At 63.3% G+C, this 16434-nt stretch carries 17 protein-coding genes; all 17 read left to right on the forward strand.

All coding sequences use genetic code 11. The annotated features are described in order from the left end of the window. Nucleotides 1-223 precede the first annotated feature (223 nt). The 17 genes from trpC (at nt 224) to E3E12_RS07340 (ending at nt 16317) form a co-directional block, all read left to right on the forward strand. Nucleotides 224-1078, forward strand: a complete 855-nt coding sequence (trpC, locus tag E3E12_RS07260) for an indole-3-glycerol phosphate synthase TrpC (RefSeq protein ID WP_141444179.1) — start codon at nt 224-226, stop codon at nt 1076-1078. Between the two features lie 194 nt (nt 1079-1272). Beyond that, on the forward strand, nt 1273-2274 hold the full coding sequence (gene pdhA / locus E3E12_RS07265; RefSeq protein WP_141443699.1) for a pyruvate dehydrogenase (acetyl-transferring) E1 component subunit alpha: 1002 nt from the start codon (nt 1273-1275) through the stop codon (nt 2272-2274). A 3-nt stretch (nt 2275-2277) separates the two neighbouring features. Beyond that, on the forward strand, nt 2278-3690 hold the full coding sequence (locus E3E12_RS07270; protein WP_141443700.1) for a pyruvate dehydrogenase complex E1 component subunit beta: 1413 nt from the start codon (nt 2278-2280) through the stop codon (nt 3688-3690). Further along, nucleotides 3690-4985, forward strand: a complete 1296-nt coding sequence (locus tag E3E12_RS07275; protein ID WP_141443701.1) for a pyruvate dehydrogenase complex dihydrolipoamide acetyltransferase — start codon at nt 3690-3692, stop codon at nt 4983-4985. Before E3E12_RS07270 ends, E3E12_RS07275 begins: the two co-directional genes overlap by 1 nt. A gap of 61 nt (nt 4986-5046) precedes the next feature. Then, nucleotides 5047-6462 carry a dihydrolipoyl dehydrogenase gene (lpdA, locus tag E3E12_RS07280; protein ID WP_141443702.1) on the forward strand — a complete coding sequence of 472 codons (1416 nt, stop codon included), beginning with the start codon at nt 5047-5049 and terminating at the stop codon, nt 6460-6462. A 51-nt stretch (nt 6463-6513) separates the two neighbouring features. Then, nucleotides 6514-7566, forward strand: a complete 1053-nt coding sequence (gene lipA, locus E3E12_RS07285) for a lipoyl synthase (RefSeq protein WP_141443703.1) — start codon at nt 6514-6516, stop codon at nt 7564-7566. Nucleotides 7567-7570: 4 nt separating this feature from the next. After that, the gene (locus E3E12_RS07290; RefSeq protein WP_141443704.1) at nt 7571-8014 is read left to right on the forward strand and encodes a type II toxin-antitoxin system RatA family toxin; all 444 of its coding nucleotides are present in this window, start codon (nt 7571-7573) and stop codon (nt 8012-8014) included. Between the two features lie 189 nt (nt 8015-8203). Beyond that, on the forward strand, nt 8204-8644 hold the full coding sequence (locus E3E12_RS07295) for a hypothetical protein (protein WP_141444180.1): 441 nt from the start codon (nt 8204-8206) through the stop codon (nt 8642-8644). A 439-nt stretch (nt 8645-9083) separates the two neighbouring features. Further along, nucleotides 9084-10472 carry an adenylosuccinate lyase gene (gene purB / locus E3E12_RS07300; protein WP_141443705.1) on the forward strand — a complete coding sequence of 463 codons (1389 nt, stop codon included), beginning with the start codon at nt 9084-9086 and terminating at the stop codon, nt 10470-10472. A 140-nt stretch (nt 10473-10612) separates the two neighbouring features. Further along, the gene (gene purC / locus E3E12_RS07305; RefSeq protein ID WP_141443706.1) at nt 10613-11395 is read left to right on the forward strand and encodes a phosphoribosylaminoimidazolesuccinocarboxamide synthase; all 783 of its coding nucleotides are present in this window, start codon (nt 10613-10615) and stop codon (nt 11393-11395) included. Nucleotides 11396-11398: 3 nt separating this feature from the next. After that, nucleotides 11399-11644 (forward strand): phosphoribosylformylglycinamidine synthase subunit PurS, encoded by a 246-nt coding sequence (gene purS / locus E3E12_RS07310; RefSeq protein WP_141443707.1) that lies wholly within the window; start codon nt 11399-11401, stop codon nt 11642-11644. Further along, on the forward strand, nt 11641-12141 hold the full coding sequence (locus E3E12_RS07315) for a Rap1a/Tai family immunity protein (RefSeq protein WP_141443708.1): 501 nt from the start codon (nt 11641-11643) through the stop codon (nt 12139-12141). The genes purS and E3E12_RS07315 overlap by 4 nt, the downstream gene beginning before the upstream one ends. Beyond that, nucleotides 12138-12839, forward strand: a complete 702-nt coding sequence (gene purQ / locus E3E12_RS07320; RefSeq protein WP_141443709.1) for a phosphoribosylformylglycinamidine synthase subunit PurQ — start codon at nt 12138-12140, stop codon at nt 12837-12839. The genes E3E12_RS07315 and purQ overlap by 4 nt, the downstream gene beginning before the upstream one ends. After that, the gene (gene purL, locus E3E12_RS07325) at nt 12836-15094 is read left to right on the forward strand and encodes a phosphoribosylformylglycinamidine synthase subunit PurL (protein ID WP_141443710.1); all 2259 of its coding nucleotides are present in this window, start codon (nt 12836-12838) and stop codon (nt 15092-15094) included. Before purQ ends, purL begins: the two co-directional genes overlap by 4 nt. A 1-nt stretch (nt 15095) precedes the next feature. Next, entirely contained in the window at nt 15096-15347 is a 252-nt protein-coding gene (locus tag E3E12_RS07330; protein WP_141443711.1) for a BolA/IbaG family iron-sulfur metabolism protein, read from the forward strand. Between the two features lie 183 nt (nt 15348-15530). Next, on the forward strand, nt 15531-15869 hold the full coding sequence (gene grxD, locus E3E12_RS07335; protein WP_141443712.1) for a Grx4 family monothiol glutaredoxin: 339 nt from the start codon (nt 15531-15533) through the stop codon (nt 15867-15869). Nucleotides 15870-15981: 112 nt separating this feature from the next. Beyond that, nucleotides 15982-16317 carry a hypothetical protein gene (locus tag E3E12_RS07340; protein ID WP_240810483.1) on the forward strand — a complete coding sequence of 112 codons (336 nt, stop codon included), beginning with the start codon at nt 15982-15984 and terminating at the stop codon, nt 16315-16317. The last annotated feature ends 117 nt before the right edge of the window (nt 16318-16434 follow it).

The raw sequence follows: 16434 nt of genomic DNA on the forward strand, positions 1-16434 counted from the left end.
CACGGGGCTGATTCCCCAGGGCAGAAACCAGAGATCACACATGATTCCTTCATCCCTCCGACAGACTGCAACCCGCCTTCCCGAAGGCACCGCCGCAGGCCAGCCTGGCCTTGCGGAGGGCATGTCAGGCGCAGGGCAGGCACCGGCTGAGCGCCCAGCGCAGGAAAGCCCCACCCCAAATCCTGGAAGCAGGGCTGCTGAAAGCCCAGCCACCACGGACCCCATGTCGGCTGCCCACCAGCAGGGGCCAGGTACAACGCCCCAGGCCCCCGCCCCCTCTAAAGGCGACAACCTGCTTGAGCGCATCCTGGCGCGCATTCGCCTGGATGTGGAGCAAGCCTCCCGCGTGATGCCGCTGAAGGAAATCCTCACCAAGGCGCGGGAGATGACCACCCCCACGCGTGGCTTTGGCCAGGCGCTGCAGCGCGTAACGGCTGACAGGCGCTTGGGGCTCATCGCTGAGATTAAGCAGGCCTCCCCCTCAGCTGGGGTGATTGTGGAGGATTTCGACCCCGTCTCCATCGCCAAAGCTTACCAGGCGGCGGGGGCAACGTGCCTCTCCGTGCTGACTGAAAGCTCCTGTTTCCGTGGCAGCGTGGAGGATTTTGAGGCTGTCCACGCCGCAACAACGCTGCCTATGCTGCGCAAGGACTTCATCATTGACGCTTGGCAGGTGGCGCAAAGCCGCCTCATCGGGGCTGATTGCATCCTCATCATCCTGGCCATCCTTGATGAAAGCCACGCAGCCGACCTCATCGCGCTGGCCAAGGGGCTGGACATGGACGTCCTGATCGAGGTCCACACAGAGGAGGAGCTGAACCGCGCCCTTGCTTATGACAGCTTCCTCATCGGTATCAACAACCGCAATCTCAGCACGCTGCAGACCAACATCCAAACCACCCTTGAACTGGCCCCGCTGGTGCCGCCTGACCGAATCATCATCTCTGAAAGTGGCATCAAAACGCGCAAGGATATGGAACTGGTGCAGTCGGTGGGCGCAAGCGCCGTCCTCGTGGGGGAGGCGCTGCTTGAAAAGCTGGACCCCGGGCTGGCTGCGCGCGGGCTTCTCGGTTTCTGACTTTTGGGGGCGCGCCTTTTGAGGCACAATGCCACCAAAGGCCAGGGCGCCCAAAGCCCTGGCGTGGTTTGGCGCGCAGGCCCCCGCCGCTACGCAGCGCTTGGGCGTTTGCAGCCTAGGGGGCTGCGTGGTGTTTCCAGCGGGGCTGCGCTGTGCCAAACCCATAGCCACCACCAAAACACAGGAGCAGGCGAATGGATGACATGGCAGCGACAGGCAGGAAGGCCAAAGGCCGCCTGTCGGTAGGGCAGCTCAAGGACGCCTGGCGGGACATGCTTCTGCTGCGCCGCTTTGAGGAACGCACAGGGCAGCTTTACGGGCGCGGGTTGATTGGCGGCTTCTGCCATCTCTACATTGGCCAGGAAGCCATCGCCGTTGGCATCGGACTGTGCATGGAGCCGGGTGACCGCTCCATCACCTCCTACCGTGACCATGCGCAGATGCTGGTCGCTGGCATGACTCCGCGCGGCGTCATGGCGGAGCTGATGGGCCGCACGGACGGCTACTCCCACGGCAAGGGGGGTAGTATGCACATGTTCTCGCGCGAGAAGCAGTTCTATGGCGGCCATGGCATCGTGGGCGCGCAAGTGGCGCTGGGCACGGGGCTTGGCTTCGCCAGCGCCTACAAGGGTGACGGCAAAGTGGCCATCATCTATTTCGGCGATGGCGCTGCCAACCAGGGCCAGGTTTTCGAGAGCTTCAACCTGGCTGCCCTTCTCAAGCTGCCCTGCCTGTTCGTGATTGAGAACAACCGCTACGCCATGGGCACCTCCCTCAAGCGCAGCTCCACAGTGGCGCACATGACCAAGCTGGGCGAGCCTTGGGGCATTCCCGCCAAGCGCGTGGACGGCATGGACGTTCAGGCCGTCCACAGCGTTGTGGAAGAAGCTATGGACCATTGCCGCACAGGCAAAGGGCCTTACCTGCTTGAGATGGACACCTACCGCTACCGTGGCCATTCCATGTCCGACCCAGGGCGCTACCGCAAGCGTGAGGAGGTGGAGGCCACCCGCCAGGAGCGCGACCCCATTGAGCGCCTGAAGCGCGAACTCCAGGCTGACGGCGTGGATGAATCCTTCTTCACCACCACGGCTGCCGAAATCAAAGCCATTGTCGATGACGCCGCAGCCTTCGCGCAGGAAAGCCCAGAGCCGGCCCCTGCTGAGCTGTGGACAGACGTGGTGACGGAGGACTGAACCATGGCACATTACATCAGGATGCCCGCCCTTTCCCCCACCATGACCCACGGCACGCTAACGCGCTGGCTGGTCAAGCCTGGCGCACCTGTCAAGGCAGGCGACATCATCGCTGAGATCGAGACCGACAAGGCCGTGATGGAAATGGAAGCTGCCGAAGACGGCGTCATGGGCCCTTACATCATCGAGGACGGCCAGCAGGACGTCGCTGTTGATGAGCCTGTGGCCGTCCTCCTCGCCCCTGGGGAGGATCGCTCAGCTGCTGAAAAGCTCCTCAACGACCTGCGTGAGGCCGATGCAGCCGCCATCAGCCAGCCCAGGGAAACTGCCCAGACCGCTTCTGGGGAGAGCCAGGGCGTGCCAGCCTCCCACCAGCCAGCTGCTGCCCCTGCACGCACTGAAGCGAGCGCTGAAAAAGACTGGGGCCCCACCAAGGACATCACCGTGCGCGAAGCCCTGCGCGAGGCCATGGGGGCGGAGATGCGCCGCGACCCTGACGTCTTCCTGATGGGCGAGGAAGTGGGGGAGTACCAGGGCGCCTATAAAATCAGCCAAGGCCTGCTTGATGAATTCGGCCCCAAGCGCGTTGTGGACATGCCCATTACCGAGCACGGCTTCACCGGCATGGCCGTGGGTGCTGCGCTTGCTGGGCTGCGCCCCATCGTTGAATACATGACGATGAACTTCTCCATGCAGGCCATGGACCACATCATCAACTCAGCTGCCAAGACGCGCTACATGTCTGGTGGGCAGATGAACTGCCCCATCGTGTTCCGCGGCCCCAACGGTGCTGCAGCGCGCGTTGGCGCCCAGCATTCGCAGTGTTACGCCAGCTGGTACGCCCACGTGCCAGGCATGAAGGTGGTCGCCCCCTGGTCCTCCGCTGACGCCAAAGGGCTGATGCGCGCCGCCATCCGCGATGATAACCCTGTCATCGTGCTGGAGAACGAGATCCTCTACGGCCAGACCTTCCCCTGCCCCGTGGATGAAGGGTTCATCCTGCCCATCGGCAAAGCCAAGGTGGAGCGTAAAGGGCGTGATGTGACGCTGGTCGCGTTCTCCATCATGGTCGGGGTAGCGCTTGAAGCAGCCGAGATGCTGGCCAAGGAAGGCATCGAGGCCGAGGTCATCAATTTGCGCACGCTGCGCCCGCTCGACAGCGCAACCATCATTGATTCCGTCAAGCGCACAAGCCGCCTCGTCTCTGTGGAGGAGGGCTGGCCTGTGGCGGGCATCGGCGCTGAAATCTGCACCATGGTGTCAGAGCAGGCCTTTGACTGGCTGGACGCGCCGCCAGCGCGCGTGTGCGGCATTGACGTGCCGCTACCCTATGCCGCCAATCTGGAGCAAATGGCCCTTCCCAAGCCTGAATGGGTGGTTGAGGCCGTGCGCAAGCAGTTCAGGGATGAAGCCTAATGTCCATTCAAATCCTCATGCCTGCCCTCTCCCCCACCATGACGGCAGGCACCCTTTCCAAATGGTTGAAAAAGGAAGGTGACAACGTCCAACCTGGCGACATCATCGCCGAGATCGAGACCGACAAGGCCGTGATGGACGTTGAAGCCATTGACGAAGGCGTGTTGGAGAAGATCCTGGTCGCTGAAGGCACAGCGGACGTTCCTGTCAACACCCCCATCGCGCTGGTTTCAGGGGAGGAGGCTACAGTCCCCCAGGGCGCTGCCACGCCGCAGTCACCGCAACAGGCCGCCCAGCCAGCCAGCCCCAGTGCGCCAAACGCTGTGCCAAGCGCGAAACCAGCAGGGGCCACAGGCGCCATGGCTGATTTGGGGCGCCGCCTGGTGGAAGGGACGCGCATTTTCATCTCCCCCTTAGCCCGCCGCCTTGCGCGTGAAGAAGGGATCGCGCTTGATTCCCTAACAGGCACAGGGCCAAAGGGGCGCATCCTGCGGCGCGATGTCGAAGAGCGCCTGCGCGCCCCCCAGCCCAAGCCAGCGCCTGCGCAAGCTCCTCAGAAGAAACCAAGCTCAGCTCAGCCCGCCCCAGGCAGGTCTGAAAGCGCAGCCCCTGTGGAGCGCATCCCCCACAGCGGCATGCGCCGCACCATCGCCCGCCGCTTGACGCAGTCCAAGGGGGAGGTACCGCATTTCTATGTCTCTGTGGATGTGGAGCTGGACGCCCTCCTGAAGCTGCGCGGGGAGCTCAACGCCGCTTTGATGGAGGAAGGGGCCAAGATCTCCGTCAATGACATGCTCATCAAGGCTTCTGCTTTGGCGCTGAAAAAGGTTCCGGCCCTGAACGTGCAGTTCACGGAGACGGAGATGCTGGCTTTCAGTGACATCGACATCTCCATGGCTGTCTCTGTGCCTGACGGGCTCATCACGCCTGTTATCCGCAACGCCGACACCCTCTCCCTGCGCGACATCGCGACTACAGCGCGCGACCTGGCCAAGCGCGCCCGCGAAGGCAAGCTCCGCCCAGCTGAATATGAGGGGGGAAGCTTCTCCATCTCCAACATGGGCATGATGGGGGTGAAGTCGTTCAGCGCCATCATCAACCCGCCGCAAGCTGCCATTTTGGCAGTCGCTGCTGGTGAAAAGCGCCCTGTGGTGCGTGATGGCGCCCTGGCTATTGCCACCGTCATGACGGCCACCCTTTCCGTTGACCACCGCGCCACTGATGGCGCCGCTGCAGCGCAATGGCTGAAGGCGTTCAAGGAACTGGTGCAGAAGCCGCACAGGCTGGTGGTGTGAGCAGCCCAGCCCTGGGGAAGGGGCTGGCCGCCTGGAAAAGTGGGATGTGAAGGAGCAAGCCATGAGTGAATTTTTTGACCTGACCGTCATTGGTGGTGGGCCTGGCGGCTATGTGGCGGCTTTGCGCGCTGCCCAACTGGGCATGAAAGTGGCCCTGGTTGAGGAACGCCACCTGGGTGGCATTTGCCTGAACTGGGGCTGCATCCCCACTAAGGCCCTTCTGCGCTCTGCTGAAATTTACCACTTGATGGGGGAGGCAGAGGCCTTCGGCGTCCAGGTGGGGGAGCGTGGCTTCGACTTGCAGAAAATGGTGCAGCGCTCCCGCGCTGTGGCCGACCGCATGGGCAAGGGGGTGCAGCACCTCCTCAAAAAAGCTGGCGTCACCGTTTTGGAAGGGCGCGGGCGCCTGGCCGGACAGGAGGGGGAAGTCCACCGCGTTGCTGTTACGGAGGGCAGTGGGAAGGAAAGCACACCCATCCGCACACCCCACGTCATTTTGGCCACAGGCGCGCGCGGGCGCCAACTGCCAGGGGTAGACTACACCTCCAAAGCCGTGTGGACAGCGCGTGAGGCCATGACGCCTGACATCATGCCCCAGAAGCTGTTGGTGGTGGGCAGTGGCGCCATTGGCGTGGAGTTCGCTTCCTTCTATCGCGACCTGGGCGCTGAGGTGACCATTATTGAGGCAGCAGAGCGCATCATGCCTGCTGAGGACGCCGAAATCAGCCAGGCGGCCCGCAAGGCTTTTGAAAAGCGCGGCATGGCGATCCACACCGATTCCCGCTTGGAAAAGCTGGAGGTCCTTGAAGGAGGCAAAGGGGTGCGCGCCCATGTCAACACCCCTCAAGGCCCCGCCACGTTTGAGGCGGACCGCGTCATCAGTGCTGCCGGCGTTGTGGGCAACAGCGAAAACCTTGGCCTGGATGGCACAGCGGTCAAGGTGGAGCGCAGCTTTGTGGAGATTGACGATTTCTGCCGCACTGGGGAGCGCGGCATCTACGCCATTGGCGATTTGGCAGGCCCCCCTTGCCTGGCCCATAAAGCCAGCCACGAAGGCATCATCTGCGTGGAGAAAATCGCAGGTCGCCTGCCCCAGCCCCTTCACCCGCTCAACATCCCTGGCTGCACTTACGCGCGCCCGCAGGTGGCCTCCGTTGGCATGAGCGAGGCAGCAGCCCGCGCAGCCGGCCATGAGGTACGCGTGGGGCGCTTCCCCTTTATGGCCAATGGCAAAGCCGTTGCCATGGGGGAACCTGACGGCATGACCAAAACCGTGTTTGACGCCAAAACGGGGGAGCTTCTGGGTGCCCACATGATTGGCGCTGAAGTTACGGAGATGATCCAGGGCTTCACCATCGCCCGCACCAGCGAGCTGACGGAGGCTGAATTGGTGGAGACGGTCTTCCCCCACCCCACCATCTCTGAAACCATGCATGAGGCCACGCTGGCCGCCCATGAAGGCGCCCTTCACATCTGAGGGCCGAGGCTTGAGGCCACGCACACCGCACCACTGTAGGGGAGGAGCCTGATGGCAGGCCGTCACGTTATAGACCACCGCGCAGGTGGCGCCACCGCTGCCCCTGCAGGCCAGGGGGAGGGCGCTTTGAAAAGCCGCCCCAACCGCCACCCTGGCTTCCGCCAGCGCGCTGCAGCGGAAGTGGCCAGCCAACCAGCCAAGCCAGGCTGGCTGCGCGTCAAAGCGCCAGGGGGGGCGGTTTACAACGAGACCCGCGACCTTGTACGCTCCCACAATCTGCTGACCGTGTGCGAGGAGGCAGCCTGCCCTAATGTGGGGGAGTGCTGGTCGCACCGCCACGCCACCATGATGATCATGGGGGGGGTGTGCACGCGCTCCTGCGCGTTCTGCAATGTGGCCACAGGCATGCCCGCCCCGCTGGACGGGGGGGAGCCAGCCAGGGTGGCTGACGCCGTGGCACGGATGAAGCTTGCCCATGTCGTCATCACTTCAGTGGACCGTGACGATTTGAGGGACGGCGGGGCGGGGCACATCGCTGCCGTTATCAGGGCCATTAGGGATGCTGCGCCCCAAACCACCATTGAGGTCCTGACGCCCGACTTCCTGCGCAAGCCAGGCGCGCTGGAGGTGGTGGTGGAAGCCAGGCCAGACGTCTTCAACCACAATGTGGAAACCGTCCCCAGGCTTTACCCCTCCATCAGGCCAGGGGCGCGCTACTACCAGTCGCTGCGCCTGCTTGACCGCGTTAAGCAGCTGGACAGTTCACTTTTCACCAAGTCTGGCTTGATGCTTGGCCTGGGGGAGGGGCGCGAGGAGGTTATGCAAGTCATGGACGATTTCCGCATCGCTGATGTGGACTTCCTAACTTTGGGGCAGTATTTGCGCCCCACACCGCGCCACGCCCCTGTAAAGCACTTCGTCACCCCGGCTGAATTCGACACTTACGCTGCCTTGGCGCGCGCGCGGGGGTTCCTTCTTGTCAGCGCAACACCACTGACGCGTTCCTCCTACCATGCTGACAGGGACTTTGCCGCCCTGCGCGCTGAGCGTGCGCAGAAGCAGCAAGCAACCCAGGCCCCAGGCGCAACTGGCGGGGTGGGGTAACGTCATGCCCGCCCACACAGATGTGCGCCTTGTCCCCTACAGCCCTGAACAGCTTTTCGATTTGGTGGCTGACGTTGCCCGCTACCCTGACTTCCTGCCCTGGTGCCAGGCTGCGCGCGTGTGGGGGCGGCAAGGCAACCAGTTCCTGGCGGAGCTCAAAATAGGCTTTGGCCCTTTCAAAGAACGCTACACAAGCCGCATTACGCTTGAGCGCCCAACCCTCATCACCGCAAGCTATGTGGAGGGGCCCTTCAAGACCCTTTCCAACAGCTGGCGTTTCCAGCCAGTCGCTGGCGGTACTGAAGTGCGTTTCCATGTTGATTTCGAGTTTCGCTCCCGCTTGCTGGGGCGCACGCTTGGCCTGGCCTTTGACGAAGGGGTGCGGCGGATGGTGCGCGCCTTCACTGAGCGCGCGCGCGCCATTTACGGCCCTCCCGCCCTGAGGTGAGTTTGGGCGCGCGCCTTGGGCTTTACCTGTTGGCTGGGGGCTTTTCATGGCACGAAAGACACGCAGTCCAGGTGAAGAGGGGCTGTAGTGCAAGTCAAAGCTGCAAAATAATTGTTTTGCTGCTGCCAACTCCTTAGGATGGTCACGAAGCCGCCCCAATCAAGCGGCACCCCGATTGAGGAGCATTTCATGAAAAAAGTTCTGTTCGCTGCTGTGGCCGCTGCTGGCATGATGGCTGCCGTCACCACCCCTGCGATGGCCGCCCACGCCCACAAAAAGGCGCACCACGTCACCCATCACGGCAAGAAGGCCCACCACCACCGCCATGGTGCCCACGCCGCTGCCATGAACGGCCAGTCTGTCACCGCTCAGGATGCTGACACTGCCCGCCTGAACAGCATGTCCCTGCAGAAGGTGCAGGCTGAAAACAGCGCCCCAGCCGTGCCTGGCGTTGCCGTTCCTGCTGCCCCTGGCGTTGCTGTTCCTAACGTTGCTGTCCCCACCGTCAGCGCTCCGAACGTTACAGCGCCCACCGTTACGGGCCCCAGCGTTTCCGCTGCTGGCGTCACCGCGCCAAGCGTGACGGCGCCCACCGTCAGCGCCCCCACTGTGACCGTTCCCGGCCAGTAATCGCTGGAAGGATTTCAGGCACGCGCGTGCTGTGGGCTGGTGGGGCGCACCCTTTTGGGTGGGTGCCCCAGCTAGGCACCGCGCAGCGCCTGGGCTGTTGCCCAGGGGTTGCCTGATGGCTGCAGGCCAGGCCTTGTCCCGCTCCAAGCCGCCCCTCCACCAGGATGGGGCTTGTTTGGTGGGGGACAGGACCTGGCCTGTTTGTGTTGGCGCAGCGTTTACGCTAGGAGGGGCGGGCAAAGCTTAATTAACGCTCATTGAAAACCTTTTTGGGGAAAGCCTTTTCTGAAAGCTTTTGGGGAACAATCGTTCCTGCCCTGGACCAGCAGGGACGGCCTTGCCAAACGCCCCAAGCCCTTTGGAAGGGCTGTTGTGGCAGTGCCCAGGGCCCTGTTTCACCCTTTATCAAGACCTGCAAGACCTTAATCGGAGACCGAGCATGATTCCGCGCTATTCCCGGCCCCGCATGACAGCCATCTGGTCACCAGCGAACCGCTACCGCATCTGGTTTGAGATCGAGGCTCTAGCCTGCGAGGCCCTGGCGCAACAAGGCGCCATTCCAGCGGAATCCGCCCGCACCATCCGCGAGCGTGGCGATGCCGCCATGGCCGCCTTCAGTGACGCTGACCTAGCGCGCATTGATGCCATCGAGGCCGAGACCCGCCATGACGTCATCGCCTTCCTGACATGGCTGGCTGAGAAAATCGGCCCTGACAGCCGCTATGTCCATCTGGGCATGACGTCATCTGACGTCCTCGATACCTGCCTGGCCGTGCAGCTTGTCCAAGCGACTGACATCCTGCTTGAGGACATGGACGCCGCTTTGGAGGCGCTGAAGCGCCGCGCTTATGAGCACAAGCACACCGTGACCATTGGGCGCAGCCACGGCATCCACGCTGAACCGACAAGCTTCGGGCTGAAGCTGGCTGGGCATTACGCTGAGTTCGCGCGCAACCGCCAGCGCCTGGAGGCGGCGCGCAAGGAAATCGCCGTGTGCGCCATCTCAGGCGCTGTGGGCACGTTCGCTCACATCGACCCCGCTGTGGAAGCGTTTGTTGCCAGCAAGCTGGGGCTTGCGGTGGAGCCCGTCTCCACCCAGGTCATCCCGCGTGACCGCCACGCCGCCTGGTTTGCCGCCCTTGCCCTCACCGCCAGCGCCATTGAGCGCCTGGCCACGGAGGTGCGCCACCTCCAGCGTTCTGAAGTGCGTGAGGCGGAGGAGTTCTTCCACGCTGGCCAGAAGGGCAGCTCGGCTATGCCGCACAAGCGCAACCCCGTTTTGAGCGAGAACCTCACGGGGCTGGCGCGCCTGGTGCGCTCCGCCCTCACCCCAGCGTTGGAGGACGTAGCACTTTGGCATGAGCGCGACATCAGCCATTCCTCTGTGGAGCGCAACATCTGCCCTGATGCCTCCGTCACGCTGGATTTTGCCTTGGGGCGCCTGGCCACCATGATGGAGAAGCTGGTGGTCTACCCAGAGCGCATGATGGCCAATGTGGAAAGCCTGGGCGGTGTCGTCCATTCTGGCGAGGTCCTTCTGGCGCTAGCGCGCGCTGGCATGTCGCGCGAGGACGCTTACCGCGTTGTCCAGTCTGCCGCCATGGAAACCTGGACGAAGCTTGGCACAGAAGGTGCCAAGACGTTCCGCCAAAACCTGGAGGCCCAGCCAGAGGTCGCAGCCCGCATCCCCGCCCCTGTCCTGGATAAGGCCTTGGACCCAGCCCTGCATTTGAAAGCCGTTGACGGGGTGTTTGAGCGCGTCTTCACAGCGCCAGCCAGCGCAACTGCTGCCAACGCCCCCAAGGCTGCCAAAGCCAGCAAAAGCTGAGCGCACCCATCCCTTACCCCGCCACCTTCCCCAGGCACCGCTTGCTGGCTCTGGCGCCAGCTGTGCTATGGAAGGCGGCACTGGTTGCAACGCACCAACACCAACCGGCCCCCTGGGCCGGCACGCAAAGGAAGCAGCCCATGGCACGCCGCCGGCAGATTTACGAAGGCAAAGCGAAAACCCTTTTCGAAGGGCCGGAACCCAACACCATCGTCCAGTACTTCAAGGATGACGCCACAGCTGGCAACGGCGCCAAAAGCGGCGTTATCCACGGCAAGGGCGTGCTGAACAACTGCATCAGCGAGCTTCTGATGCAGCGCCTGGGGGAGCTGGGGATCAAAACGCACTTCATCAGGCGCCTGAACATGCGCGAGCAGCTCGTCCACGCTGTGGAGATCATCCCCCTGGAGGTGGTCATCCGCAATGTTGTGGCTGGCTCCCTGGCCAAGCGCTTTGGGCTGGAGGAGGGTGCGCGCCTGCCCCGCCCCTTGATTGAGTTTTATTACAAAAGTGACGCTCTGGGCGACCCGCTGGTCTCTGAAGAGCACATCACCACCTTTGAATGGGCCTGCCCGCACGACCTGGACGAAATCTGCGCCCAGAGTATGCGCATCAACGATTATCTGTGCGGGCTGTTCGCTGGCGTTGGCATCCAGCTGGTCGATTTCAAGCTGGAGTTCGGGCGCCTGTGGGAAGGTGAGGAGATGCGCATCGTCCTGGCTGACGAAATCTCACCAGACAATTGCCGCCTGTGGGACATGCGCACCCAGGAGAAGCTGGACAAGGACCGCTTCAGGCGTGACTTGGGCGGTGTTGAGGAAGCCTACCAGGAGGTGGCGCGCCGCCTGGGCATCATGCCTGAGGGCGTGCGCCCTGAAGCTGCCCCTGGGCAGGGCAAGCGCAAAGACAAGGGAGGGAACTGAACCATGAAAATCCGCGTGTTTGTTTCACTGCGCGAAGGCGTGCTTGACCCGCAAGGTAAAGCTGTGGGCCACGCCCTTGATTCACTGGGGTTCAAAGGGCTTGGCGATGTGCGCATCAGCCGCGTCATCGATATTGAGGCCCCCCAGGGCACCACAGAGGCCGAAGGGCTGAAGCTGGGGGAAGCCATGGCCAAGCGCCTGCTGGCCAATGAAGTGATTGAGGACTACCGGGTGGAGACAAGCGCATGATGGACCGTGACATAAACACCCATGACATGACTGCCCGTGACATGAACGCCCCTTCCCGTTTCAGCACCCCCTCTTGGAAGGGTGCCAAGCGCGCCTTCAAGGCTCTGCTTGGTGGTTGCGCCCTGGCTGCCGCCGTGGGGCTGGCTGGCGCCCAGCCTGCCCACGCCCAGCGCATCTCCCACTTGACGGGGCAGATGCTGCAGAAAATCTGCACCAACCAGCATGAGGTCGCCATGTGCGACGCCTACATCTCTGGCGTGATGGACGGCGAGGTCTGGGCGCGCGATTTCGCCACGTTCGAGCACGCCCCAGCGCCGGTGGCGTTCTGCGTGCCCGTCAGCCAGAACATCCGCACCGTGCGCAACGTGTTCCTGGCCTGGATCTCCGCCCACCCTGACGGCAACGAGCAGCAAGCAGGCAAGGTCGTTTACCGCGCTTTGCATGATAACTTCCCCTGCAGTGGCAGCGCCAGCGGCATGCCGGGAGGCGCCAAGTGAAGGCTGGCGTCATCCTCTTTCCAGGCACCAACCGCGAGCGCGACATGGTGGACGCCCTGGAGCGCGTCAGCGGCCACAGGCCGCGCCTCATCTGGCATGGCGAGCAGCAGCTGGACGGGCTTGACCTTGTGGTGCTGCCTGGCGGCTTCAGCTTCGGCGACTATCTGCGCAGCGGCGCCATGGCGGCGCATTCCCCCATTATGCAGGCCGTGCGGGATTTTGCGGCCAAGGGCGGCCATGTTCTTGGCGTGTGCAACGGCTTCCAAATCCTGACAGAAGCCGGGCTGCTGCCTGGGGCGCTGCTGCGCAATGCTTCTATGCGCTTCCTTTCCCAGGACTGCCACCTCCGGGTGGAGAACGCCACAAGCCCCTTCACCAGCAAATGGCGCCAAGGCGATGTTTTCCGCGCCCCCCTGGCCCATGGTGATGGCAACTACGCAGCCAGCCCGGAAACCCTGCGCCGCCTTGAGGGGGAAGGCCGCATTGCTTTTCGCTACTGCGCCCCTGACGGCACGGTGGATGAACGCGACAGCGCCACCAACCCCAATGGCAGCCTTGGCGCCATCGCTGGCGTGCTGAGCGCCAACCAGCGCGTGTGCGGCTTTATGCCCCACCCTGAAAACATGACTGACCCCGCCCTGGGGCCAACCGATGGCGTGCCCCTTTTCCAAAGCCTTGTGGAGGCCCTGCTGGCATGAGCGGCACAAACCACCAGAAAACACCCGCCCTCCCTGTTGTTGACGCAGCCCTTGGCGCCTCCTTCGGGCTGACGGCTGGCGAGTATGACAAGACGCTGGCCATCATGGGGCGCACCCCCAGCCTGACGGAGTTGGGCATTTTCTCCGTGATGTGGTCTGAGCACTGCTCCTACAAATCATCGCGCAAGCACTTGCGCGGTCTGCCCACCAAGGCGCCCTGGGTCATCCACGGCCCTGGGGAGAACGCGGGCGTTGTGGACATCGGCAATGGCTTGGCTGCCGTCTTCAAAATGGAGAGCCACAACCACCCCTCCTTCATTGAGCCTTACCAAGGCGCTGCCACCGGCGTTGGTGGCATCCTACGCGATGTTTTCACCATGGGCGCGCGCCCTGTGGCCAATTTGAACGCGCTGCGCTTTGGCAGCCCCACCAACCCCGACACGCGCCGTGTGGTGGATGGCGTTGTGCGCGGCATTGGCGGCTATGGCAACTGCGTTGGCGTGCCGACTGTGGGGGGGGAGGTCAACTTTCACCCCAGCTACAACGGCAACCCGCTGGTCAATGCCATGACGGTGGGCATCGCGCCTAAGGACCGCATTTTCCTCTCCGCTGCGGCTGGGGTGGGTAATCCTGTGGTTTATGTCGGCTCCCGCACGGGGCGGGACGGCATCCATGGCGCCACTATGGCTTCAGCTGAGTTTGACGAGGAATCAGAAGCCAAGCGCCCCACCGTCCAGGTGGGCGACCCCTTTACGGAAAAGCTGCTGATTGAGGCGTGCCTGGAGCTGATGGCAACAGACGCTGTCATCGCCATTCAGGACATGGGGGCAGCCGGCCTGACCTCCTCAGCTGTGGAGATGGCGAGCAAAGGCGGTGTCGGCATCGATCTGGACCTGGACAACGTCCCCCAGCGCGAAAAGGGCATGACGGCTTATGAGATGATGCTCTCTGAAAGCCAGGAACGCATGCTCATGGTGCTGCGCCCCGACCGCACAGCGGAGGCGGAGCGCATTTTCCGCAAATGGGGTCTTGAATGCGCCGTTATCGGCACCTTGACTGACACAGGCCATATCGTGGTGCGCCGCAATGGCGTGGTGGAAGCCGACATCCCCTTGGGCCCGCTTGCTGACGAAGCCCCCCTTTACGACCGCCCCACAGCCCCCACGCCAGAGCAGCCAACCCTGGCTGCGCCTGAGGACAGCGTTGGCGTTCTGCCAGCGCTGGAGAAGTTGCTGGGCAGCCCTGACCTGGCCTCGCGCGATTGGGTGCGCAACCAGTATGACAGCGGCGTTGGCGGCCAGACCATGCGCGTGCCAGGCGGCGCTGACGCGGCTTTGGTGCGGGTGGCTGGCACCAACACCGCTCTGGCCATCACGGCTGACTGCACGCCGCGCTACTGCCAGGCCAGCCCGCGCACAGGCGGCGCGCAGGTGGTGGCTGAAGCGTGGCGCAACATCACAGCCACAGGTGCGCGCCCCCTGGCGGTGACGGACAACCTCAATTTCGGCAGCCCTGAGAACCCCGTCATCATGGGGCAGTTCGTTGACGCGCTTAAAGGCATGGGGGAGGCCTGCCGCGTTCTGGACTTCCCTGTCGTCAGCGGCAATGTTTCCCTCTACAACGAAACGCGCGATGCTGAGGGCAGGCCAGCGGCCATTCTGCCAACGCCCGCCATCGGCGCCATCGGGCTTTTGGACGACCTGGCCCACGCCACAGGCTTCGCCCTGCAGCCTGGCCAGGCTTTGGTGGAGGTTGGCACTAACCAGGGCTGGCTTGGTCAGTCGCTATGGCTGCGTGAAATCCAGGGCCGTGAGGAAGGCGCCCCACCGCCTGTTGATTTGGCACAGGAGAGGCGCCATGGCGACTTCATCCGCCAGGCCATCGCTGGGGGGTTGGTCAAGGCCTGCCATGACGTCTCTGATGGTGGGCTTTTGGTGGCCATTGCCGAAATGGCGCTTGGCAGCCCCCAGGGCGCTGGCGCAGGGCCAGGCGTTGGCGTGAAGTTGGACGCCCCCCCCGCCACCATCCCCCCCCATGCTTATTGGTATGGGGAGGACCAGGGGCGTTACGTTGTGGCGCTGAACCCTGGGGACGTGGAAACCTTCACCAAAATGGCCGGGCAGGCGGGCGTGCCCGTTCGCACCCTTGGCACAGTGGGGGGGGAGGCCATTACCCTCCAAGGCCAGAGCATTCCCCTCGCCACGCTGCGCCAGCGCAGCGAGGCCTTCTTCCCCACGTTGATGGAGGTGCGCTGACATGCCCATGAAAGCGAGTGTCGTCCTCAAAACACTGCAGGACGCCTTCCCTGAAGGGCAGGTCAGCCTGCAGCCCCTAGCTACGGATGGCGACCATTACGCCTGCACCGTTATCAGCGAGCGCTTCAGGGGGGTGCCACGCGTGCGCCAGCACCAGATGGTCTATGACGCCTTTGGCGGGCGCATCGGCACAGAGCTGCACGCCCTGGCCGTCAAGACCGCCGTGCCTGACGCCACGCCTGACGCTAGCTGATAGAAGCCAGGTTGGGGCGTGGCTGGGGCTTGCAAGCCCTGGGCGCGCTCCCCATGTTGCCCTTTAAAGGGTACCAGGGAGGTTTCATTTACCAGCCCCCAGCGCTAAGCTGGCCCCAGCAGCACCAATCCCTTGCCACCCTCCCCCAATCCCAACACCTATTCCCAACAAAGGCCGAATCGCATGCCCAACAGCACACCCATCGCCCAGACCATCCAGAAGTTGATCACGGAAAATCCCGTGATGCTGTTCATGAAAGGCGACCGCAACCATCCCCAGTGTGGCTTTTCTGCCCGTGTGGTGCAGATTCTCAACCAAATGGGCGTCCCTTACGGGACGTGCAATGTCCTGGAAAGCGCCGAGATGCGCCAGGGCATCAAGGACTTCTCCCAGTGGCCCACCGTGCCCCAGCTCTACGTGAAAGGTGAGTTCATCGGGGGTTGCGACATCACCACCGACATGTTCCAGAATGGTGAGCTTGAGGCCCTTATGGCGGAAAAAGGCATCAAGGCCGCATCTTGACCGCATGAGGGGGCATGATTTGCGCAAAGCCGGTTTAACTTGACCCCTCCCTGCTTCGGGCGCTTTATGAAATCTTCAAAAGCATGTCCGCAACAGCAGGAGAGCAAACCCCATGCGGAATTGGAAAATCTTGTCCCTGGTGGGCGCGTTCGGTGTTGGCCTGGCTTTGGTGGCTTTGGCCAAGCCCGCCCACGCTGACCGTATCATCAGCGATTACGAGGCCAGCAAGCTGACCTTCAGCGCGCTGACCGCCACCCCTCACCGCGCCCACCGCCATGTAGCGCTGCATATGGCTGGTTTCCACCGCAGTGCTGGCCATGCCCATGGCGCTGCGCGCCTGCGCACGGTTTCCTACCACCGCGCCAGCAGCCACGCCCACGCTTCCCATGCAGCCCATGCTGCGCACCATCTGTCCCTGCATAAGCCAAGCCACCGCCGCCACGGCTGATTGCCCTGCCAGGACAGCACCGCTTCCCGCCCCCTTGTTGGGGCGCTAAGGCGGCAGAGGACTTTTGCAAGCACCCCGCTAGCAGCACCGTGGCTGCGCGGGGTGTTTTGTTTGTGT

The organism is Formicincola oecophyllae (genome assembly GCF_006542395.2).
Taxonomy (GTDB): domain Bacteria; phylum Pseudomonadota; class Alphaproteobacteria; order Acetobacterales; family Acetobacteraceae; genus Formicincola; species Formicincola oecophyllae.